Below are 22,484 nucleotides of genomic sequence, written 5' to 3' on the forward strand. Positions count from 1 at the left end.
AGTATCACAATTACCAAGAGTGCATCTTGTTAATCTTTAATTAGTGAATAAACTTATAGTATCTTTGCCAAATGAAAGAGAATCTTAAACGTATAAACAAATATTTAAGCGAAGTTGGTTATTGCTCACGCAGAGAAGCTGACAGACTTATTGACGCAGGAAGAGTAACTATTAATGGTGTTGTACCAGAAATGGGAACCAAAATAACACCAACAGATGAAGTACATGTAGACGGAAAACCGGTTATAAATACCAAAGAGTCTTTTACCTATTTAGCTTTTAACAAACCTGTAGGTATTGTTTGTACCACAGACACTAGAGTAGAAAAAGACAATATTATAGATTACATAAAGTATCCAAAACGAATTTTTCCAATAGGAAGATTAGATAAACCTAGTGAAGGATTAATCTTTCTTACGGATGATGGAGATATTGTAAACAAAATACTTCGCGCAAGCAATAATCACGAAAAAGAATATATTGTTACAGTAGACAAACCTATTTCGCAAACCTTTATAGAAAGAATGTCTGGAGGAATTCCTTTAGAAGAATTAGGAAAAACCACCAATCCTTGTACTGTTGAAAAATTAGGAACTTATAAGTTTAAAATTATTTTAACCCAAGGACTAAACAGACAAATTCGTAGAATGTGTGAGTATTTAAACTACGAAGTAAATACCTTAAAACGTGTTCGTATCATGAACATAAAGCTAGATGTTCCTGTTGGTGAATACCGAGAATTCACACCAGAAGAATTAAAAGAATTAAACAACCTTTTAGAAGCATCTACCAAAACATATCTAGAAAAAAATGACTAAACTCTCCCCTTTTCACATTGCAATTCCTGTACATAATTTAGAAACTTGCAGAACATTTTACAGAGACGTTTTAAACTGTGAAGAAGGCAGAAGCAGTGACCATTGGGTAGACTTTAATTTCTTTGGTCACCAATTAGTAATACACTACAAAGCAAAAACCAACCAAGAAACAACTACCAATCCTGTAGACGGAAAAGCTGTTCCTGTACCACACTATGGCGTAGTTTTAGATTGGGATGTTTTTCACGCTTTCGCGGAAGAATTAAAACAAAAAAACATAGCCTTTATTATAGAACCTTATATAAGATTTGAAGGACTAGCAGGAGAACAAGCTACGATGTTTTTTAACGATCCTGCAGGTAATGCCTTAGAGTTTAAAGCCTTTAAAGACATAAACCAATTGTTTGCCAAGTAAATACTACTTGTAGCGCCAACTTGTTAAATCTGCTCCTTCTGGAGCTGTTTCTAAAATACGTTTCATAATTTTTGGTACATACATGCTATTATAGCGCAATCTAGAAATATGATTCGGGTTTTCATGATCTCCATTCCAGCAATGCTCTGCTCTATCTCCATAATCTACTTCTCCATCATAATAAGGATCTGTGGTACTTTCTAAAAAGTCTTCCATTAAATACACGGCATTATTTAAATAATAATTATCCATATCACCACAGTAAATATGAATTTTGCCCTTTAATTTTTCGCCTAGCTTATCCCAATCGCGTTCTAAAATATAACGTAAATCGTAATTCTCTTTCCAAAACTCGGCAACATCTTTATTAATTTCACCTGTATATTTATTCCATATCCTTTCTGGATACCCATCTTTTGCTTGTGGCGAATAGGTAGCTTCCCAAATGTCAAATTGACCACCTGATCTCGACTTATCTCCTAAAACCAACTCTAAGTGATTATCTTCTTTTACTGTAGTTCTCACGTTTCCTAAATAATCTCTTTGCGACGGAATTTCTATTTTTTTATGTGTACTCTTTGCATAATACGCATTATCATCTTCATAGATATTAGTCAAGCAATACGCTCTAAAATCTATAGGATCAGGACAAGCTGCAAAGCAACCGTTATAGGCATCAGGATACTTTACTTGCACTGCTAAAGACTCCCAACCACCAGTAGAACCTCCATATAAAAAGCGAGACCAACCTTCACCTTGCCCTCTAAAAAGCTTTTCAATATGCGGAATTAACTCATAGGTTATAGCATCTCCATAAGGTCCTTGGCTAGCAGAATTTACAGCATAAGAATCGTCATAATATGGTGTAGGATGCTGAATTTCTATAATTAAAAAACGAGGAAATTCTGGTTCATTCCAGCGTTTATAAAAATTATAAGCCTCTTGTTGCTGTATAATATTATAACCATCTAAATGAAATCTATCGGAATATTCTGGCTCTAAATTTACGTCAGGAGGCGTGGTTCTAAAGCCTCCAAAATCAGACGGAAAATGTCCGTGAAAAACCATTAAAGGATATTTAGCTTCTGGATGCTCTTCAAACCCTTTTGGTAATAACACATGCGCTCCTAAATACATGTCTCTTCCCCAAAACTCTGAAAGTAATTCTGATTTTAAGCGAACATGTTTTATCCATTCTGTATCCTCTGGAGCTTTAATTTCTGGAATAACCTGATCTAAAACAATGTGCAAATCTGATATACCATCTTTGGTAACTGTAACTTTTATTGGTGTACTATATAAATTGCCAGGAGAGGTTTTCCATTGTTGTCCTTCGCCATTATCCATTGGTAGTTTAACTGTTTGTCCTGTAGATAAATTAAACGTCTCGTATACATGTAAAACAGCCTGAACATAATATTCGCCTTGCTTTATTTGCGATAAGCTTTCATAAGGAAACCCAAAAACACTATCATTAAAGGTTACTTTTTCATTTGGTTTTAAATTCTCAACATTGCGCCCAAAAATAGGTTGTGCATCTAACCGTTCTGACACTTGAAAACGCGGCTCTACATCTTTATCATCTGCAAAAATCAATAACAACCTACCATCTAAGCTTTGCGTATTTACAGCGCCTGAAAAAGACACCTCAATTATATTTTCTGGACTTGTTTTAGTAGATGTTGAATTGCATGCAAACAAAAAAATAGCAGCAAATACAGAAGCAACTTTTAATAATTTCATAGAGAATAAATTTTCAAAAAAGATACTTAATTTTTTTAAAACAATAAAACAACGACCTCACTTACTTGAGATACGGTTTTACTACTAGATACAGACAAACAAAACAACATATAAAAAAACTACTCTTTTTTCAATAAATAAAAAGGAGAATATATTAGAAGGAAAAAAGGAAGCAATAAGGCTTCCACTACAAAAAGATAAATAGGCCATTCTCCTAAATAATCTAAAGCAGAAGCAGACTCTGGTTTCCTATTTAAATAGGAGTAATTTGATTGTAGCAAATAATTAATACCCATTACAAGTAGCATATAGACTTGTAATACTAAAAAAGACTTAAATACACTTTTAAATTTAGGTCGCATCCTCAATACTATGGTTGCATAAAAAATAATAGTGAGTAAACCCAAGTGCACTATCCAGTACCTAAAATAATCAAGACTAGGAAAACCTTCTGCTATATCTGAAGTAATAACACCTTGAGAGGTTCCTGCTATAACCCAAAACAACAATATTTCGTACATCCAGTATTTTATAAAATGTGTAAAAACAGGAATAATTAAAGCTAGAAAACTACACAGAAACAAAGGTAAATCTGTAGAAACATTATAATTACCCAAGCTTATTTTATAACTATGAAAAACGATTATAGTTAAAGAAACAAATACACCAAGCAACCCAAAAATGCGTTCTTTTTGTTTTTGAGTGCTTCTTTTGGCTAATCGAAATAAAACAATACAAAACAAAACAGCGAATACTATTGGCAATACATGTTGTGCACTACCAATAGTTACTCGCTGTAAGTTTATTAATAAAATTTGCAGAAAATTCATACTGCAATATAAGCAGTTTACTGCATATGTCTTTCTCTTGCTAAAAGCGTATTTTTAAGCAACATAGCAATAGTCATTGGTCCTACTCCACCAGGAACAGGAGTTATAAAGCTTGCTTTTTTACTTACGTTTTCAAAATCAACATCACCAGTAATTACATATCCTTTGGGAGCAGTTTCATCAACTACACGAGTAATACCAACATCTATAATAACAGCATCATCTTTTATCATTTCTGCTTTTAAAAAATTAGGCACACCTAGTGCAGAAATAACAATATCTGCTTGACTAGTAATTTGAGTAATATTTTTAGTGTGGCTATGTGTAAGTGTTACTGTTGAATTTCCTGGAAAACCTTTTCTTCCCATTAAAATACTCATTGGTCTACCAACAATATGCGATCTACCAATAACTACTGTGTGTTTTCCTTTAGTTTCTACTCCATAACGATCTAGAAGCTCTAAAATACCAAAAGGAGTTGCAGGAATAAAGGTAGACATATCTAGTGCCATTTTACCAAAATTCATTGGATGAAACCCATCTACATCTTTATCTGGATTTACTGCCATTAACACTTTTTGTGTGTTAATTTGAGGAGGTAATGGCAATTGAATAATAAAACCATCTACATCACTATTAGTATTTAACTCTTCAATCTTATCTAATAACTCTACTTCACTAGTTGTATTAGACATTCTTACCATTGTAGACTCAAAACCAACACGCTCACAAGCACGAACTTTACTTGCAACATAGGTTAAACTTGCTCCATCATTACCAACAATAATTGCAGCTAGATGTGGCACTTTTTCTCCTTTTGCCACCATTTTTTTTACTTGTTCAGTAATTTCATCTTTAATGTCGTTACTTACTTTTTTTCCGTCTAAAATTGTCATGTTGTTATTTTAAATCTTTAAGGTCGAGCGCAGTCGATACCTTATACATATCTAATAATAAATGAAATCTCTCGACTGCGCTCGAGGAGACACATTTTTTTTTACAAATTACTACAAACAAAAAAACATGAGTTACCTCATGTTTTTCATTGCGTTCATCATACGTTTTCCGCCGCCACCTTGCATCATCTTCATCATTTTGGACATCTGATTAAATTGCTTTAGCAACTGGTTTACTTCTTGAACCGAAGTACCAGAGCCTTTACCTATCCTCTTTTTACGACTTGCATTTATAATACTTGGGTTAGTACGTTCTTGCGGAGTCATAGAGTGAATTATAGCTTCAATACCTTTAAAGGCATCATCATCTATATCTATATTCTTCATCATTTTGCCTGCACCAGGAATCATTCCAATAAGGTCTTTCATGTTCCCCATTTTCTTGATTTGCTGAATTTGCTTTAAGAAATCATCAAAACCAAATTGGTTTTTAGCAATTTTCTTTTGCAGTTTTCTAGCTTCCTCTTCATCAAACTGTTCTTGTGCTCTCTCAACAAGAGACACTACATCTCCCATTCCAAGAATACGATCTGCCATACGTGAAGGATAGAAAACATCAATAGCTTCCATTTTTTCACCTGTACCAATAAACTTAATTGGCTTATTTACTACAGACTTAATAGAAATTGCTGCTCCACCACGAGTATCACCATCTAATTTAGTAAGAATTACACCATCAAAATTTAAAACATCGTTAAATGCTTTTGCTGTATTAACAGCATCTTGACCTGTCATAGAATCTACAACAAACAAGGTTTCTTGTGGCTGAATTGCTTTATGAATATTCGAGATTTCGGTCATCATGGCTTCATCTACAGCCAAACGACCAGCAGTATCAATAATTACTACATTGTGTCCGTTTGCTTTTGCATGTGCAATACCTGCTTGTGCAATAGCCACAGGATCTGTGTTTCCTTTATCACTAAAAACCTCCACTTTAATTTGATCTCCTACTACATGTAATTGATCTACTGCTGCAGGACGATACACATCACAAGCAACCAATAAAGGTTTCTTTGTTTTTTTGTTTTTAAGGTAGTTAGCAAGTTTACCAGAAAAGGTTGTTTTACCAGAACCTTGTAAACCAGACATTAAAATAATACTTGGTGTTCCTGTTAAATTAAGACCTTCAACATCACCTCCCATTAACTCGGTAAGCTCATCTTTAACAAGCTTAACCATTAATTGTCCTGGTTGTAAACTTGTTAATACATTTTGCCCAAGCGCTTTTTCTTTTACTCTATTAGTAAACTCTTTTGCAATTTTAAAGTTAACATCGGCATCTAATAACGCTCTACGTACTTCTTTTAAGGTTTCGGCAACATTAACTTCTGTAATGCTTCCATGCCCTTTTAGTACATGTAACGCTTTATCTAACTTTTCACTTAAATTATTAAACATAAATCTTTTGCTTTTGGAAGTTGCAAAAGTAAAGAAATATTTTGTTTTTCTTTAACTGAAATGCTTGTTTAATTGGAATTAAAGCATAATTACTAGATCTTTAAAAAAATTCTGACTATATTTTAATTTTCACAATTAAAAATAAAAAAAAGAGCCTTCTATTAAGAAGCCTCTTTTTTATTAGTAATGTATTCCTTTAAACAAATCTACAAACAGGTATAACAGTCACTTTCTAAATTAAACAATGCTCCTACTTCATTTGTACTTAGAGCTTTTTTATAAACTCTTAAATCATCAAGGTAACCGATAAACCCTTCACCTATAAGATATCCATCTGAAGCTAACGAACCTATATTTAAGTTTGAGTTTTCTTCCATGTTTCGTTGTGTACCATCTCTATACATTCTAACAGTATTGCTTGCATCTACGGTTATAACTACATGATGCCAATCTGTATTATCCCATTGTACATCCACTTCTCCATTCCAGTCATTATCCCAAAGGAAAAAACTTGAATTATCATTAAACAATGGAGTATTTAAATCATAAACTCCTAATTGAAATCCTTGAGTTGCATTTCCTGGTGATCTAAAGAAAGTTTCTAAATTGCCTGGAATATCATTTTGCATTTTAAACCAAACACTTATAGAAAAACTATCGCCTTGAATAAGTTCACTGTTTGTATTTACAGGAATTTCAAAAGTATCATTACCAGTAAAGGCTATGGCACAAGAAGAATTTCCTGCTCTATCTTCTACAAATGTGTTTGTAATATTTTCTGCGCTAAAACCACTTATTAAATCGTGAACTTCTTCTGCAAAAGGCATGTATATAACCAAATCGTTTATTAAAACCTCTGGATTATTACAATCTTCACATTCTTGTTCAAGCTCCATAATAACAGTATCATTTCCGGTTTCTTGCTGAAATATATATTCATCTTCATCACAACCTAACAGTAACCAATCGCCATTTAGTATACTAAAAGTTAACAATCCTTGAATATGTAACTCATATCCTGAATCTGTTTCTAATAACAACCAAGAACCTACTTCTACAACTGCTGGTTCTCCGTTTACAATCACCTCACCTGCTGCATTAAAATTTAAATAATTTTCATCTAAAATATTTCCAGATGCATCATATGTGTAAGCTTCAATATCACACGCAAGTAAATATTCTTCTAAGCCAGCAATATTTACGTCACAATCCTCAAAATCATCATCATTCCAATCATAATCATCATCTTCATCACAATCGTCTTGATTTTCAACAATAACGGTTTCTAGTTCGGCATTATTTTCTACTACAAGTGTATTGCCATTAGCTAAAACCATAGTAACAGGAAAATTTAAACTAGCTAAAATTCCGCCTTCTAAATTCTCAATAAACAAATACAAAGCTTCATCATCATTAATTGTAACTGTATCTATAACTTGAAAATCTGTATTGTAAACAGAAAAAACAATTGGATATTGAAAATCAACGCACTCAATATCATCATCTTCTTCATTTTCACCATTACAAGAATCTATTAACACATCCAATGCGTCTTGATTTTGCAAAACCAATTCGGTATAATCACTAAAAATAATAGTTATAGGAAATACAATATCTAAGTCATTTGTGGTATTTCCTGAAGCATCAAAAAGGTCTTCAATCAAATCGTAGTCGGACTGAGAGCTAACAATAATTTCAATACCATCCACAATTACTGTAACTGGTAATTGTATTTCTAAACAATTAGCTAAATCAATAATATTATCTATTGAGCCATCATTTGCTGCAGTATTTCGCATCAAATTTGCTAAAGAGGAATTTGCTTCAATAGTATCTTCTTCATTTGGATTTGTAATTTCTGTAACTTCATCTTGACAGGAAGTTATAAACATTACTAAAAGCAAAGGCAGAAAAAAGATTTTTTTAAAGTTAATGGTTTTCATAGTTATATATTTTAATTCTTTTACATAGCAATTTTTTATTGCCATTTACTACTATAACATGTAAGTTGTAAAATCTCCTACCTTGATTATTAAAAAAAAATATTACTACTTTGCAGGAAACCAATATGATAAAAATGTCACAAAATTTAAACAACAATGTATGCAATGAAAATAGCTTTAATGTTATATTTAATAAATACGCTACAGATTTACATGACTTTTTATACTATAAATTTGGCGATCATTTAAACCCTAAAGACAAAGTACAAGAAGCCTTTATCAAGCTTTGGCAAAACTGCAAAAAAGTTAGCCCAAACAAAGCAAAAAGTTATTTATTCACCATAGGAAACAACCTAATGCTAAATGAAGTAGCACACCAAAAAGTAGTTTTAAGACACAAACAACAAGGTACAAAATCTTACACTAACGAATCTCCAGAATTTGTAATGCAAGAACAAGAATACCTAGAGAAACTACAAAATGCTATTGCTAAATTAACCGAAGCGCAACGCGTTGCCTTTTTATTAAATCGAGTAGAAGGCAAAAAATTTAAAGAAATTGCTGCTCTTTTAAATATTTCTACAAAAGCAGTAGAAAAACGAATTTATGGTGCTTTAAAAAGCTTAAGAACACAAATTGAAGAACTTTAATAGAATTTAGCACAGGTAGGTGTTTTTATTTTTAAACTGTTATATAGTTGCAACCCTAATTATGGAAAGAGAATATTTAATACAAAAATGGCTAGACCATTCACTTAACGCAGAAGAATTAGAGGCTTTTAAAAAGCTTGAAGATTATGACGCTCTGCAATTATTGAACAGAAACTTACAAAAATTTAAAGCTCCAGAATTTGATAAAAAACAGTCTCTTGATTTTATCACCAAGAATTTAAAACCTAAAAAGCATAATAATTGGAATATAAAATGGATTCGTATAGCAGCAATTCTTGTAATTTCAATTGGAAGCTTTTGGTATTTTAACAAAAATAATAACACAACTATTAACACTTTAGCGTCTCAAAAAACAAATATAGATTTACCAGACAATTCTAATGTAATACTAAATAGTGCTTCTAATTTAAGTTATAACGAGAAAACTTGGTATACCAACAGAAAGGTAAACCTTGACGGAGAAGCTTTTTTTAAAGTAGCAAAAGGATCTTCGTTTGATGTAAAAACAGAAAAAGGCATAGTGACTGTTTTAGGCACGCAATTTAATGTAAAACAACGCAATAATTATTTTGAAGTAGTTTGCTACCAAGGACTGGTTGGTGTTACTTATATGCAACAACCGCAACTACAACTAAAACCTGGTGAAAGTTTTTTAGTTATAGATGGGAAAACAATAAAAAAAGAAGTTCAAAACAAATTGCAACCTGCTTGGATTACAAATAAAAGTCCTTTTAAAAGCATACCTTACAAGCATGTTTTGTCAGAATTTGAAAGACAATACAATGTGCGTTTTATTACCAAAGGAGTAGATTTAAAACAGTTATTTACTGGTAATTTCACACATGATAATTTTGAAATCGCCCTTAAATCTATAACCTTACCTTTACATTTAACCTACAGTAAAAAAAATAATACCATAACTTTAAAGCGTGAGTAAAAAACGTATTGCTTTTGTGTGTTTTATACTATTTTTTTGGAATAGCTTAAATAGCTATGCGCAGAACACTCCAATGAATAAACAGTCGCTGACCAAAATTTTAAATTTCATTGAAGAAAATTATAACATTTGGTTTTCTTTTGCTGACGAAACCATAGTAAACAAATATGCTTTTTTACCAGACTCCACACTATCTTTAAACGAAGTTTTATTACAATTAGAATTAGAAACCGCATTAGATTTTGAATTATTAAGTGATAAGTTTGTTATCATTAAAACCACAGAAACAGTTGTTAATAGTTTTAAAACGCAGTTTTTAAAAGAAATTGTTATCCATAAATATCTTGCCTCTGGACTTTCTAAAAACAATACAGGTTTAGTTACCATAAGACCAGAAAAACTTGGTATTCTTCCTGGCTTAATTGAACCTGATGTATTACAAACCATTCAAGCGTTACCAGGAGTTATAAGTGTAGACGAAACGGTTTCTAATATTAATATTAGAGGTGGTACTCATGACCAAAATCTAATGCTTTGGGAAGGAATTAAAATGTACCAATCTGGGCATTTTTTCGGACTCATTTCTGCATTCAACCCTTATTTAACAAATAAAGTAAACGTATCTAAAAATGGTACTTCTGCACAATATGGAGATGGTGTTTCTAGCGTTATAGACATGCAATTATCTAATACTACTGAAAACAAATTTAAAGCTGGAGCTGGTTTTAATTTAGTACATGCAGATGCTTTTATTAAAGTACCTATTAGTAAAAAAATAACGTTTCAATTTGCTGCCAGACGTTCATTTACAGATTTTATTACAGCTCCAACGTACAAGCAATATTTTAAACGCATCTTTCAAGATTCAGATTTCACTAACAATCAAGAATCACAAAACAATACCATATCAAAAAACGAAAACTTTTACTTTTATGACCTCACAGGAAAAATTCTTTTTGATATTTCTAAAAAAGATAAAATTAGAATTAGCTTTTTAACCATCAATAACAATTTAAATTATGAAGAACAAGCTACTATTACTAATACTGAAGAATCTTTAAACAGCAATTTAACACAACGTAATATAGCAGGCGGAATTAGTTATATTAAAAACTGGAATAATTCACTTGAAACTACAGCACAAGTATATTTTTCTAAATATAATTTAGACGCAAAAAATTTCGACATTTTAAACAACCAACGATTAATTCAAGAAAACAAAGTCTTTGATAGCGCCATAAAACTAAACACCAAATGGTTACTAAACAAAAACACCAATCTACAAATAGGCTATCAGTTTTTTGAGGTTGGCATTAGCAACCTAGAAGATGTTAACAATCCTCTTTTTAGAAGCTATATTAAAGAAGTAATTAGAAGTCACGCTATTTATACCGAAGGACAATTACTCTCTAAAAATTTAAACACCAATATAAAAGCTGGAGTTAGATTAAATTACATTCCTAAATTCAACACCTTTCTGGCAGAACCGAGAATAAGTTTTAGTCAGCGATTTACAGATAATTTTAGAGTAGAATTTTTAGGCGAATTTAAAAGCCAGACTACCTCACAAATCATAGACTTGCAAAATGATTTTTTAGGTATAGAAAAACATCGTTGGGTTTTAGCTAATAATGCAGATATTCCTATTATTAAAAGTAAACAAGCGTCTTTAGGCTTGCATTATAATAGCAAAAAAGTATTGCTTAGCGCAGAAGCTTTTTATAAATATGTAGATGGCATTACCTCTAGAAGCCAAGGCTTTCAAAACCAATTTCAATTTGTAAAAGCTATTGGAAATTATCAAGTAAAAGGCGTAGACTTTTTAATCAATAAACAATTTAATAAATTAAATTCTTGGCTTAGCTATTCATTTACAAAAAACGATTATACTTTTAACGCTCTAAATAACGGAAATAAGTTTCCTAACAATGCAGATATTGCACATGCAGTAACTTTCTCAAACACGTATACACTTAATAAATTAAAGTTAGCTCTTGGTGTAAATTGGCATTCTGGAAAACCATTTACAAAACCAAACGACCAAAACCCAATTTTAAACGGAAACATCAATTACGTTTCACCAAATAGCAGTAATTTAAAAGACTACTTGCGTGTTGATTTTTCTGCAACACATGCATTTAATGTATCTAAAAGTATTAAAACTGAAGCTGGTGTATCTATTTGGAACATATTAAACACCAACAACACATTAAACACGTACTATACTTTAGATGCAGATAAAAATGTTTTAAAAGTTAAAAACCAATCTTTAGGTTTTACTCCCAATATAAGTTTACGTGTGCATTTTTAGTTTACAAATATTCTTGATACTGCATCACTCTAAAATCAAACGTATTAAATTTAGGGTTACTTGCTTTAAGTTGCTTGTATAATGGCATACTACCAATTGCTCTGTTTGCAGATCCTGAAGAAGAAGTTAAGGAAACGGTTTTAATAATTCGTTTATTTATACTAAACTGGTGTACTCTTGGCACTTCATTACAAACCAACTCTAATTGTATACTGTGCTCTTTTATATGTTTACGGAAGAAATATTCTGGTCCATTTTTACTGTTTCCACCAATAAATAAAAGAGTTTCAATACTTGGGTGTTTTTTTAAATAGCCAATAATATTTCGAAGTTTAATGTTTTGCATTCCTAAATCGGAAGCATCTATTTTTTCACGTTCTGCACTTGCTACAATATCACAAACACCAATTTGATGTTTTATAAGAAATGCTTTTCGTTCCTCTATTGCTTCTTGTGAATTATCATAACGTAAATTTAAATTGTGAATTTTATCTAAATACAACCACAGTGAATTGTAATAACTACCATAGCAAAAATTCACATCCTTTTCTAAAAGCGTACCAACACTAAAACGTGGAGGAGGCAAAGTACCAACAATTAGCTTCTTGGTATCTTTTTGAATAAAGGGTTGGTATGGATGCTCATGCAAAAACACTATTCTTTTTTTATTTTATCTCCTATTTTTTTACCAATAGCATAAGCAACTATAATAGCTAGTAATACAATAAGTATATTACCAAAAATATAAAGTGTATGTAGTACAATATTTTCTTTAGACTGAAAGCAGAAATTAGGAATGAAACATATTTTTGAGGATTCTTCTGCTAAGAATGTTAATGAAAAACTAGAAATTAAAACAACAAGCAAACTAATAACTATATATTGCCAAGTTGTAAGCTGCTTTTTCTTAACACCTGTTGGCTTAAAAACATTACGCTCTGCTTCTGTACGTTTGTTATTTTGCAATGACCAAACTACTTTTTTTTCTTCGGTATTCATATTACTTATTTTATAATTTCTTTGTTGTTTAAACAAAAGAATAGCAAGTGTTTTCCTTAACTAAAACCAATTAAAATTCCTGTATTAGTTTTTCTACTTCTGTAATAGTGGCTCTATATTTATTTTTATTGGTTTTTGTCATGTTTTTAGATTCAGCAAAGATTTCATTTAAAATATCTTTTGCTTCTTCTGTTTTATTTTTAGCCATTAAAAATTTTGCTAAAACCAAACGCTCTTCATAATTAGAATATCTTACATCAATTGCTTTTAATTGGGCTTCTGCTGCTTCGTCTTCACCAATTTTTTGTAAAGCTAAACCATAAAGAAACTGCGTTTTTGACTTTTTAAATTCAGGATGATTTAGTATTTGTTTTGCATAGCGCACAACAGCATTAAAGTCTTCTATTTTATAATAAGAAGCAACTAAACTGCTAATAACATAAAAGTCATATTGATGGTCTGTATCTAAAACCGTTTCATACTGTTTAATTGCTTTTTCATAATCTCCTATTTCATAATATGCACCTGCTAAATTCACATGATTTTGAAAGGTTTCTACAAATTCTAGCTTTTTTTCTAAATCCTTTATTTTTTTGGTAGGATTAATAATAGAAACAATTTCACTAGATACTTTTTCGGCATCTTTTTTATTATACACTTGTGTTATAAGGTAGATTATACAACCTATAAGAGGCAAGAAAATAATTAAGAAAACCCAATAATATTCTCTTCTATTTTTAACAAGATGATAAATACAAAATGCTTGTAAAGCTACTATAAAATAAAAGTACATAGATGTTAAATAATTTTTAAAGCTTAAAAAAGAATATAAAAAAGAATATAAAAAAGAGAGATTTTTTGTATATTAAAGGTAATTGAAAATTTAATACTTTAGGAAAAATAATACATAAATATTTATGGGAAAAGGAGACAAAAAAACAAAACGAGGTAAAATACACAGAGGTACTTTTGGCGCTAGAAGACCAAGAATAAAAAAGCGTATAAAACCAGAAGCTAAAATAGACATTACTAAAAAAGCGAAGGCTTAATCTTTGCTTTTTTAGTAATACCTAGTTATGGATTTCTGTATTTTCAGGAATTAGATTACCTAATAAACAACAGTTCTTTTTCTGTTGACATGGCTTCACTAAAACCATAACCATCATAATTAAATCCTTTTAAATCTTCGATGGTTTTGGCGTCTGTATCTACAATATACCTAGCCATTGCTCCTCTTGCTTGTTTTGCAAAAAAGGATATTACTTTATACTTACCATTTTTTAAATCTTTAAAGTTTGCAGTAATTACTGGTACTTTTAATGCTTTTACGTCTACAGCTTTAAAATACTCGTTACTAGCTAGGTTTAAAAACAGTTCTCCTTCTTCAAGCTCTTCATTTAAAGCTTTTGTAACTTTCTTTTTCCAGAACTCATACAGGTTTTTGTTTTTACCTATTGGCATTTTTGTTCCCATTTCTAGTCTATAGGCTTGTATTAAGTCTAATGGTTTAAGTACACCATACAGTCCAGATAGAATACGAACCGTATTTTGTAAGGTATCTAATTTTTCTGTTGCAATAGTGTTAGCATCTAAACCTTTATATACATCACCAGAAAAAGTATATACTGCAGGTCTTGCATTTTCTTTGGTAAACGGTAAGGTCCATTCTTGATTACGCTCATAATTAAGTTGCCCAAGATTATCTGAAATATGCATAAGCGTAGATAGGCTTTTTGCAGATTTCTTTTTTAGCAATTTATTTAAGCGTTCTGCTTCGTTTAAAAAAACAGCTTCTGTACTTTTTGTTGTTGGTAATTGGGTTTCAAAATCTAGAGATTTTGCTGGAGATATAACTAATTTCATTGAGTATTTATTTTTCATTTCCGTGAAAACGGAAAGCGCATCTTATAATTAAAATTCTATTTCTTATACCTCAAATTTACAACTTACATCTTTACTTTTTTAATGATGTAAACTGAAATATTCTATACGAGTATAAGTGTTTGTTATGAAATATAATTTGCGTTAGTGATTGCAGTGGCATCCTTTTTTGAGGCACGAAAAAAAGATATAACGTAAAGCACGACACTACGAAGCCTTTTGCGAAGTAGTGTAACGCCCAACTTTACCTTAGTTTGGTTGGGCTGTACTCCATTTTAAAACTAATTATCTACATGCTTTGCATAGTGTTTCCATTTTTCAATACATTGCTGCATATCTTCTGGAATTTCAGACTCAAAACGCATAAACTCACCTGTTTTTGGGTGTACAAAACCTAGTGTTTTTGCATGTAGCGCTTGTCTTGGTAAGATTTTAAAACAGTTATCTACAAACTGTTTGTATTTGGTAAAAGTGGTACCTTTTAAAATAAGGTTTCCTCCGTAACGCTCATCGTTAAAAAGTGTGTGTCCTATGTGTTTCATGTGCACACGAATTTGGTGTGTTCTACCTGTTTCTAACTTGCAAGAAACCATAGTAATGTATCCTAAACGCTCTAAAACTTTATAGTGTGTTACTGCTGGTTTTCCGTTATCGGCTTCATCACCAAGATACACTGTATTTTGCAATCTGTTTTTTGGGTGTCTACCAATATTTCCTTCAATGGTACCTTCATCTTCTTCCATATTTCCCCAAACTAGAGCTACATATTCGCGCTCACTTGTTTTTTTGGCAAATTGGTTAGATAGATGTGCCATGGCTTCTTCGGTTTTAGCAACTACTAGAAGTCCGCTTGTATCTTTATCAATTCTATGCACCAATCCTGGACGCTCACTAGAGTTGTTTGGCAGGTTATCAAATCTATAAATAAGCGCATTTATTAATGTTCCAGAATAGTTACCATGTCCTGGATGCACTACCATTCCTGCTGGCTTATTAACTACAAGAAGTTCATTATCTTCATACACCACATCTAAAGGAATATCTTCTCCTACCAATAGGTTTTCAAATGGTGGATGCGCAAATTTAATACGTATCTCATCAAAAGGTTTTACCTTATAATTAGATTTTACAGGTTGGTCATTAACAAAGATATTTCCGTTTTTTGCTGCTGTTTGTATTTTATTTCGAATTGCGTTTTCAATTTTATTCATTAAATACTTATCAATTCGTAAAGGAGCTTGCCCTTTATCTACCGTAAAAGCATGATGCTCATAAAGGTCATCTTCTTGGTTTTCGTTTTCTGGTGTGTAGTCTTCTATCATCCTTAATGTTGTCTTTCGACTTGGCTTAAAATAAATTTAAGTATTATTTTGTAATTGTTGGGTTAACAAGACTATTGTCTTTTTCCGTTTCCTAAAACTACATCTATTTTAGAGGTTTTTGGCAGTAAATCTCCAGCATTTATTTTTTCGCCTTTAAAAGTTAAACGTACCACCTCATCTTTTCCTAAGTAATCTACATAAGTTATTTTACCTACAGAAAAACCTAAGGCTTCTAACATTGGTTTTGCCTGTCTGAATGTACGTTCTCTTAAATCTGGCACTTGTACTTTACGATAACCAGAAGGGTTTAAGGTTATATAAATTTTACGATCTTTTTTTACTTTTTCACCAGAAGGAGGATCTTGATCTATTACAGAATATTTTGGGTAATTAGGATTGTAATTTGCCGAATCTTGAATTTGCATTACCAAATTATTAGATTTTAAATCTATTTCTGCTACTTCTATAGATTTTCCTTTTAATTCTGGAACAGTTTCAAAACTGCCATGATTGGTGGTGTAGCTTAACCATCTTAACACAAGAAAAGTTAGTACTACTATAGCTAAAATGGCTAAGCCAAGATGCTTTAAAAATGTTTTACTTGCAATAAATTTAACTATACTCATGATCTTATTTTAGATAGGCAAATATATAAAAACAGAACTGTTTTTACTTTTGATTAATTAATGATATTTTAGCTTAACTAAATTTAATGCCATTTTAGTATAAATTAATAAAGGTTTCTGCTTGTACAGAAATTAAAAAATATGACCAATAAAAAAAATATTGCCATTATAATGGGAGGATATTCTAGCGAATATGAAATCTCTTTAAAAAGCGGAAACGTAGTTTATGAGCTACTTGACACCAATAAATACAACGCGTACAGAATACACATTTTTAAAAACAAATGGGTTTATGTAGATGCTAACAATGCAGAGTTTAACATAGATAAAAATGATTTTTCTGTAACCATTGCAAACCAAAAAATTACTTTTGACTGTGTTTTTAACGCCATTCATGGTGCTCCTGGAGAAGATGGTTATATGCAAGCGTATTTTAATTTACTTAATATACCACAAACTAGCTGTGGTATGTACCAAGCGAGTATTACTTACAACAAAAGAGATTGCTTAAGCATTTTAAAACCTTACGGAATTAAAACTGCTGAAAGTTTTTATATTAATTTGGGCGATGCAACAGATGAGGATGCCATTATTAAAAAAGTAGGATTACCTTGTTTTGTTAAAGCAAACAAAGCAGGAAGTAGTTTTGGTATTACCAAAGTGTACAAAAAGGAAGATTTGCAAAACGCCATTGATGTTGCTTTTAAAGAAGACGATGAAATTATTATTGAATCTTTTTTAGATGGCACTGAAGTTTCTGTTGGAGTAATTACTTATAAAGGAGAAACTAAAGTACTACCAATTACAGAAATTGTACCTAATAATGATTTCTTTGATTATAAGGCGAAGTATTTAGGCGAATCGCAAGAAATCACTCCTGCTAGATTAACTAAAGAGCAAGAAGACAAAGTGAATACCATTGCTAAAAGAGTGTATGAAATTTTAAAAATGAAAGGTTTTAGCAGAAGCGAATTTATTTTTAAAGATGGCGAACCACATTTACTAGAAATAAATACAGTTCCTGGATTAACCAGACAAAGTATTTTACCTCAGCAAGCAGAAGTAGCAGGAATTACACTTCCTGAATTATTTGAAAACACTATTATTGAAGCGTTACAATAAGAAGGTATTTACAGCAGTATACAACTGCTTATAAATGATTATATTTGTTATTATAGATTCTCACTTACATGAGAATAAAAAACACATTTTAAATGAAACGAGCACTTTTTCCGGGATCTTTTGACCCAATAACGCTAGGACACTATGATATTATAAAACGTGGTGTTAAACTTTTTGATGAAGTTATAGTAGCGATTGGAGTAAATTCTGAAAAAAAATATATGTTTTCTTTAGAAGACAGAAAACGCTTTTTAGAAGAAACTTTTAAAGACGAACCTAAAGTAAAAGTGGTTACCTATAAAGGTTTAACTATAGATTTTTGTAAAGAAGTAAAAGCACAATTTATACTTCGTGGTTTACGTAATCCTGCAGATTTTGAATTTGAAAAAGCTATTGCACATACCAACAGAAAATTATCTAAAATAGAAACCGTTTTTCTTTTAACTGCAGCAAGAACATCATACATAAGTTCTAGCATTGTTAGAGAAGTAATAAGAAACAATGGTGATTATACCGTTTTAGTTCCTGATAGCGTTAGAATTAAGCTATAAGCACTGTGTTTTTAGAGTAAATAGCTTCATGTAAGGTTGCTACAAATTCTGGCGTATTAAAAGGTTTTAATATATAGCCATTCATACCTTGTTGTTTTATTTTTTCTTCTACATCATCTATAGAAGCTGCTGTTAAAGCAACAATTGGTATTTCGGCATTAAATTCTCTTATAAGCTTAGTGGTTTCATAACCATCTAATTGCGGCATATGTAAATCCATTAACACACAATCAAAAGATTCTTTTTTAATTAAATCTATAGCTTTTTGTCCAGAGTCTACCGTTGAAGAATTTATATTTAAATGGTCTACCACTTTTCTGGTTACTAGTTGATTAATTTTATTATCATCGACTATTAAAACTCGTTTCGCTTCAATTTCTTTTAATTGCTTTATGTGTAAATTATCTAAACTACGAGTTTCTTCTGCTTTATTAAATTTTAAATCAAAATAGAACGTACTACCTTTTCCTTCTTCGCTTTCTATTTTTATTTCGCTTCCCATTGCTGTTAGTATCTCTTTTACAATAGATAATCCAAGCCCTGTTCCTCTATACGATTTTTCAATTTTAGCATGTTCTTGATAGAAATTTTTAAATATTAGACTTTGTTTTTCCTTTGCTATACCAAGACCTGTATCTTTTACTTCAAAATGAATTTTTACATCATTTTCATCCTCTTTAATCATTTTAGCAGTTACAGTAATAGTACCATCATTGGTAAATTTTGTAGCATTAGAAATTAAGTTAATAAAGATCTGCGTTAACTTTAAAGAATCTCCAACAAGCTCCTTAGGTATAGCATCATCATAATGTAAAGAAATCTCATTATTACTTTCATTCAAGGCGAACTCAATACTATCAATAGTATTAGAAATAATACCTTTTAAACTAAATTTTGTTTGTTCAATTTTAATGGTTTCTGAATCCATTTTATTGAGCTCTAAAATATTATTAATTAAAGACAACAATTGATTTCCAGAAAACTGTAGAGACTCTAGATATTCTTTATGTTGCACATTAAGATCTTCTTTTTGCAATAGATTTGACAACTCAATAACAGCATATAAAGGGGTTCTCAGCTCATGGCTAATTTCGGAATAAAAATCACTTTTTACTCTAGATAAGTTTTCTGCAACATCACGAGCCACTTGTAATTGTTTATTCTTTTTTACAGTCCAATAAGTAGTTAAAATTAATAGCGCTATTAATATGCTAAGAAGCGCCATAAATTGATTAGATTTTACTAATTGTGCCTCTTTAATGTTTTTTTCTTTTGTTAAATAACTAAGCTTCTCTTCGCTTTCTTTTACTTTATATCTTGCCTCTATAGTTTTAGCTAGAGACATATTATCTAAGGTATTAATAGAATCTTTAATTTCAATATACTTATCCATCATATTAAGAGCTTCCTTATAATTCTCATCCTCTTTATACAACTTTGTTTTTTTACTATATATCTCTTGAATAGAACGTAAATACTTTTGTTTACTAGCTAAATCTATTGCTTTTTGAAAATAAATTTCAGACTCGTCAAATCGTTTTAATTTATGATAAGCATAGGCATAACTTAAAAAAATCTGTACAAAAATGTGGTCTTTTTTTTCGTCTAAGCCAAGCTCTTTAGCAGATTGCATTGCTTTATCTAAATAACCTAAACCCTTTTCATAATCACTAGAATACTCTATTAAGTTTTTAGCTATATTAACATTTGGGTAGATTATATATTTATGAGGCTTAGTAAGTCTTGAAACATCAATTGCTTGTTGGTAGGCTTTATTGGCATCTTCAATCATACCAAAATCATCATAAGTCACTCCAATATCATTATATATTACAACAATACTTAGTGTGTCTTTTGCTTTTATAAAGTAATCGAGTGCTTTAAAAGAATATTCAAAAGCTTTGTCTTTGTCTTTTAATTCTGCATAAGAAAATGCTAGACCATTATGGGCTTTACCTATAAGCTTGTATCTTTTTGAACCTTCTAAATATTCTAGAGTTTTCTTAGTTAACTCAATAGCTTTACCATACTCACTCTTATTATTTAAGTCATTTACACGTAAGAGCACTTCATTGATAGAATCTACTTCTTTATCTGATATATCTTGTGCTTGAAGTAATAAAGGCGTAGTTACAAAAAGTAATACTGCGAATAATACACGTTTCATAGGTTAAATTTATGGCATACAATATACTAAACCTATGAAACATAAGAATAAATTAACACAATAAAAACGTACTTTTTCGATAAAATTCGTATCGAATCGTTTTTATTATAATTTATATTCTGAAAGTGGTTTTGGAAAATCTTCAGGATTTGCTGCTAAATGATATCTTGGATCTTCTATATCTTCAACAATAACATCTCTAAATTTAGGGCTAGATTTATACAGCAACAACTTACAATCTTCGCTTAAATGTTTTAGTTTGATGCTTTTTCCTTCGGCTTCATATTTACCTACTAAATTAAAAATAGCTTCAATAGCAGAATGGTCACTAACACGAGACTCTACAAAATCTATTTCAACTTTTTCAGGATCATTTTTTACATCAAACTTATCATTAAAAGCTAAGATGCTTCCAAAGAAAAGAGGTCCCCAAATTTCGTATACTTTGGTACCATCTTCTTTAACACGTTTTCTTGCTCTAATTTTTTTAGCGTTTTCCCAAGCAAAAACTAATGCCGAAATTATTACACCAACAAAAACTGCAACAGCTAAATCTACAAATACAGTTACTAAAGACACTGTAATAAGTACCACTGCATCAGACATTGGTATTTTCTTTAAAATTCTAAAACTAGACCATGCAAAGGTTTCAATAACCATCATAAACATAACACCAACTAAGGCTGCAATTGGCACCATTTCTATTAATTTATCTGCAAATAAAATAAACGACAATAAAGTAACAGCCATCATGATACCAGACAATCTACCTCTTCCTCCTGCATTAATATTAATTACAGTTTGACCAATCATACCACAACCTCCTGTTCCTCCAAAAAGTCCGCTAACAATATTTCCAGCTCCTTGCGCAACACATTCTCTATTTCCGTTTCCTCTAGTTTCTGTTAACTCATCTACTAAATTCATGGTCATTAACGTTTCTATTAAACCAACCGAAGCTGCTAAAAATGCAGGTAGCGCAATAAACTTTAAGGTATCTAAGTTAAAAGGAAGTTTTTCCCAAAGCTCCATATTAGGTGTAGGAAATTCTCCTTTTAAGCCAGTTCCTCCTCCTTCAATAATATAAGAACCAACCGTAGAAACATCCATATTAAAACCAATAACAATAAGGCTAGTTACTAAAATAGCCGTTAATGCTGCTGGTAATTTTTTAGTAATTTTTGGTAAACCCCAAATAATTCCCATAGTTAATAACACTAAACCAATCATAGTATATAACTCTGCTCCTTGCATATATGTGCTTATATACTCTTTTACTCCTGCTTCAGAAACTTGTAATGATTTATGCGAAAACATTTTTACCTGAGCCATAAAAATAACAATAGATAAACCGTTTACAAACCCCATCATTACAGGATGCGGAATTAAACGAACAAAGCGACCTAGTTTAAAAACACCTGCAAATATTTGAATAATTCCCATAAGCACCACACAGGCCATCAAATAGAAAAAACCCATATTTTCAATAGGTGTATCCATAAGCATTCCTTTGGTATGCCCATCTGCAATCATAGTCACAAAAATAACAGCAACTGCACCTGCAGCACCAGAAATTAAACCTGGTCTACCTCCAAAAATAGCAGTAATTAATCCTATAATAAATGCTCCTGACAATGCCATTAAAGGATCTATTTGCGCAACAAACGCAAACGCTACTACTTCTGGTATCATTGCTAGAGAAACTGTTATTCCTGCTAAAACGTCATCCTTTGCATTAGGAACTATTTTTCTTATAAACTCTGTCATGTCTTTGCTTTTGAAGCAGCAAAA

The 22,484-nt window shown here is 31.1% G+C and carries 21 protein-coding genes; 8 read left to right on the forward strand and 13 right to left on the reverse strand.

The genetic code is table 11. From position 1 onward, the window contains the following. The first annotated feature begins 71 nt into the window (after positions 1-71). Together ACFSSB_RS15020 and ACFSSB_RS15025 are read left to right on the forward strand one after the other, a co-directional pair. Complete coding sequence (locus ACFSSB_RS15020; protein ID WP_379905758.1) at positions 72-818, forward strand: pseudouridine synthase; 747 nt, start codon at positions 72-74, stop codon at positions 816-818. Further along, entirely contained in the window at positions 811-1,233 is a 423-nt protein-coding gene (locus ACFSSB_RS15025; RefSeq protein ID WP_379905760.1) for a VOC family protein, read from the forward strand. The genes ACFSSB_RS15020 and ACFSSB_RS15025 overlap by 8 nt, the downstream gene beginning before the upstream one ends. A gap of 3 nt (positions 1,234-1,236) precedes the next feature. Here ACFSSB_RS15025 and ACFSSB_RS15030 read toward each other — a convergent pair whose 3' ends face one another. The 5 genes from ACFSSB_RS15030 to ACFSSB_RS15050 all read right to left on the reverse strand — a co-directional run bounded on the left by ACFSSB_RS15030 (position 1,237) and on the right by ACFSSB_RS15050 (position 8,106). Next, positions 1,237-2,976: a hypothetical protein gene (locus ACFSSB_RS15030; RefSeq protein ID WP_379905762.1), complete on the reverse strand. Its 1,740-nt coding sequence runs from the start codon at positions 2,974-2,976 to the stop codon at positions 1,237-1,239. A 119-nt stretch (positions 2,977-3,095) separates the two neighbouring features. Then, positions 3,096-3,806, reverse strand: a complete 711-nt coding sequence (locus ACFSSB_RS15035; protein WP_379905764.1) for a YwaF family protein — start codon at positions 3,804-3,806, stop codon at positions 3,096-3,098. Positions 3,807-3,823: 17 nt separating this feature from the next. Next, on the reverse strand, positions 3,824-4,702 hold the full coding sequence (locus tag ACFSSB_RS15040; RefSeq protein WP_379905766.1) for a bifunctional 5,10-methylenetetrahydrofolate dehydrogenase/5,10-methenyltetrahydrofolate cyclohydrolase: 879 nt from the start codon (positions 4,700-4,702) through the stop codon (positions 3,824-3,826). A 132-nt stretch (positions 4,703-4,834) separates the two neighbouring features. Further along, positions 4,835-6,163, reverse strand: a complete 1,329-nt coding sequence (ffh, locus tag ACFSSB_RS15045; protein ID WP_379905768.1) for a signal recognition particle protein — start codon at positions 6,161-6,163, stop codon at positions 4,835-4,837. A gap of 206 nt (positions 6,164-6,369) precedes the next feature. Beyond that, complete coding sequence (locus tag ACFSSB_RS15050) at positions 6,370-8,106, reverse strand: LamG domain-containing protein (RefSeq protein WP_379905770.1); 1,737 nt, start codon at positions 8,104-8,106, stop codon at positions 6,370-6,372. A gap of 134 nt (positions 8,107-8,240) precedes the next feature. On the opposite strand from ACFSSB_RS15050, the gene ACFSSB_RS15055 reads away from it, so the two are divergent. The 3 genes from ACFSSB_RS15055 (at position 8,241) to ACFSSB_RS15065 (ending at position 12,025) form a co-directional block, all read left to right on the forward strand. After that, entirely contained in the window at positions 8,241-8,756 is a 516-nt protein-coding gene (locus tag ACFSSB_RS15055; protein WP_379905772.1) for an RNA polymerase sigma factor, read from the forward strand. Between the two features lie 61 nt (positions 8,757-8,817). Next, the gene (locus ACFSSB_RS15060) at positions 8,818-9,714 is read left to right on the forward strand and encodes a FecR family protein (RefSeq protein ID WP_379905774.1); all 897 of its coding nucleotides are present in this window, start codon (positions 8,818-8,820) and stop codon (positions 9,712-9,714) included. A gap of 73 nt (positions 9,715-9,787) precedes the next feature. Continuing rightward, on the forward strand, positions 9,788-12,025 hold the full coding sequence (locus ACFSSB_RS15065) for a TonB-dependent receptor plug domain-containing protein (RefSeq protein WP_379905776.1): 2,238 nt from the start codon (positions 9,788-9,790) through the stop codon (positions 12,023-12,025). Position 12,026: 1 nt separating this feature from the next. On the opposite strand, the gene ACFSSB_RS15070 is transcribed toward ACFSSB_RS15065, so the two are convergent. From ACFSSB_RS15070 to ACFSSB_RS15080, 3 genes are all read right to left on the reverse strand, one after another. Continuing rightward, entirely contained in the window at positions 12,027-12,680 is a 654-nt protein-coding gene (locus tag ACFSSB_RS15070) for a uracil-DNA glycosylase family protein (protein ID WP_379905778.1), read from the reverse strand. Continuing rightward, positions 12,680-13,024 carry a hypothetical protein gene (locus tag ACFSSB_RS15075; protein ID WP_379905780.1) on the reverse strand — a complete coding sequence of 115 codons (345 nt, stop codon included), beginning with the start codon at positions 13,022-13,024 and terminating at the stop codon, positions 12,680-12,682. Before ACFSSB_RS15075 ends, ACFSSB_RS15070 begins: the two co-directional genes overlap by 1 nt. 70 nt (positions 13,025-13,094) lie before the next feature. Next, positions 13,095-13,817: a TRAFs-binding domain-containing protein gene (locus ACFSSB_RS15080; protein WP_379905782.1), complete on the reverse strand. Its 723-nt coding sequence runs from the start codon at positions 13,815-13,817 to the stop codon at positions 13,095-13,097. A gap of 124 nt (positions 13,818-13,941) precedes the next feature. On the opposite strand from ACFSSB_RS15080, the gene ACFSSB_RS15085 reads away from it, so the two are divergent. Beyond that, positions 13,942-14,073: a 30S ribosomal protein THX gene (locus ACFSSB_RS15085; RefSeq protein ID WP_215968596.1), complete on the forward strand. Its 132-nt coding sequence runs from the start codon at positions 13,942-13,944 to the stop codon at positions 14,071-14,073. Positions 14,074-14,128: 55 nt separating this feature from the next. Here ACFSSB_RS15085 and yaaA read toward each other — a convergent pair whose 3' ends face one another. The 3 genes from yaaA to ACFSSB_RS15100 form a co-directional block, all read right to left on the reverse strand. Next, complete coding sequence (gene yaaA, locus ACFSSB_RS15090) at positions 14,129-14,887, reverse strand: peroxide stress protein YaaA (protein ID WP_379905784.1); 759 nt, start codon at positions 14,885-14,887, stop codon at positions 14,129-14,131. A 299-nt stretch (positions 14,888-15,186) separates the two neighbouring features. Continuing rightward, positions 15,187-16,227: an RluA family pseudouridine synthase gene (locus ACFSSB_RS15095; protein WP_379905786.1), complete on the reverse strand. Its 1,041-nt coding sequence runs from the start codon at positions 16,225-16,227 to the stop codon at positions 15,187-15,189. Between the two features lie 71 nt (positions 16,228-16,298). Next, a complete protein-coding gene (locus ACFSSB_RS15100; protein WP_379905788.1) occupies positions 16,299-16,853 on the reverse strand; it encodes a PASTA domain-containing protein in 555 nt (184 codons plus the stop codon). A 141-nt stretch (positions 16,854-16,994) separates the two neighbouring features. Between ACFSSB_RS15100 and ACFSSB_RS15105 the strand changes: the two genes are divergently transcribed. After that, positions 16,995-17,975 (forward strand): D-alanine--D-alanine ligase, encoded by a 981-nt coding sequence (locus tag ACFSSB_RS15105; RefSeq protein WP_379905790.1) that lies wholly within the window; start codon positions 16,995-16,997, stop codon positions 17,973-17,975. 92 nt (positions 17,976-18,067) lie between these two features. Continuing rightward, positions 18,068-18,526: a pantetheine-phosphate adenylyltransferase gene (gene coaD / locus ACFSSB_RS15110; protein ID WP_379905792.1), complete on the forward strand. Its 459-nt coding sequence runs from the start codon at positions 18,068-18,070 to the stop codon at positions 18,524-18,526. On the opposite strand, the gene ACFSSB_RS15115 is transcribed toward coaD, so the two are convergent. Together ACFSSB_RS15115 and ACFSSB_RS15120 are read right to left on the reverse strand one after the other, a co-directional pair. After that, positions 18,516-20,693: a tetratricopeptide repeat-containing hybrid sensor histidine kinase/response regulator gene (locus ACFSSB_RS15115; protein ID WP_379905794.1), complete on the reverse strand. Its 2,178-nt coding sequence runs from the start codon at positions 20,691-20,693 to the stop codon at positions 18,516-18,518. The two genes, coaD and ACFSSB_RS15115, sit on opposite strands and share 11 nt — an antisense overlap. 105 nt (positions 20,694-20,798) lie before the next feature. Continuing rightward, on the reverse strand, positions 20,799-22,460 hold the full coding sequence (locus tag ACFSSB_RS15120; RefSeq protein ID WP_379905796.1) for a SulP family inorganic anion transporter: 1,662 nt from the start codon (positions 22,458-22,460) through the stop codon (positions 20,799-20,801). Between the last annotated feature and the right edge of the window lie 24 nt (positions 22,461-22,484).

It is taken from the genome of Lacinutrix gracilariae, assembly GCF_042684485.1.
Taxonomy (GTDB): Bacteria; Bacteroidota; Bacteroidia; order Flavobacteriales; family Flavobacteriaceae; genus Oceanihabitans; species Oceanihabitans gracilariae.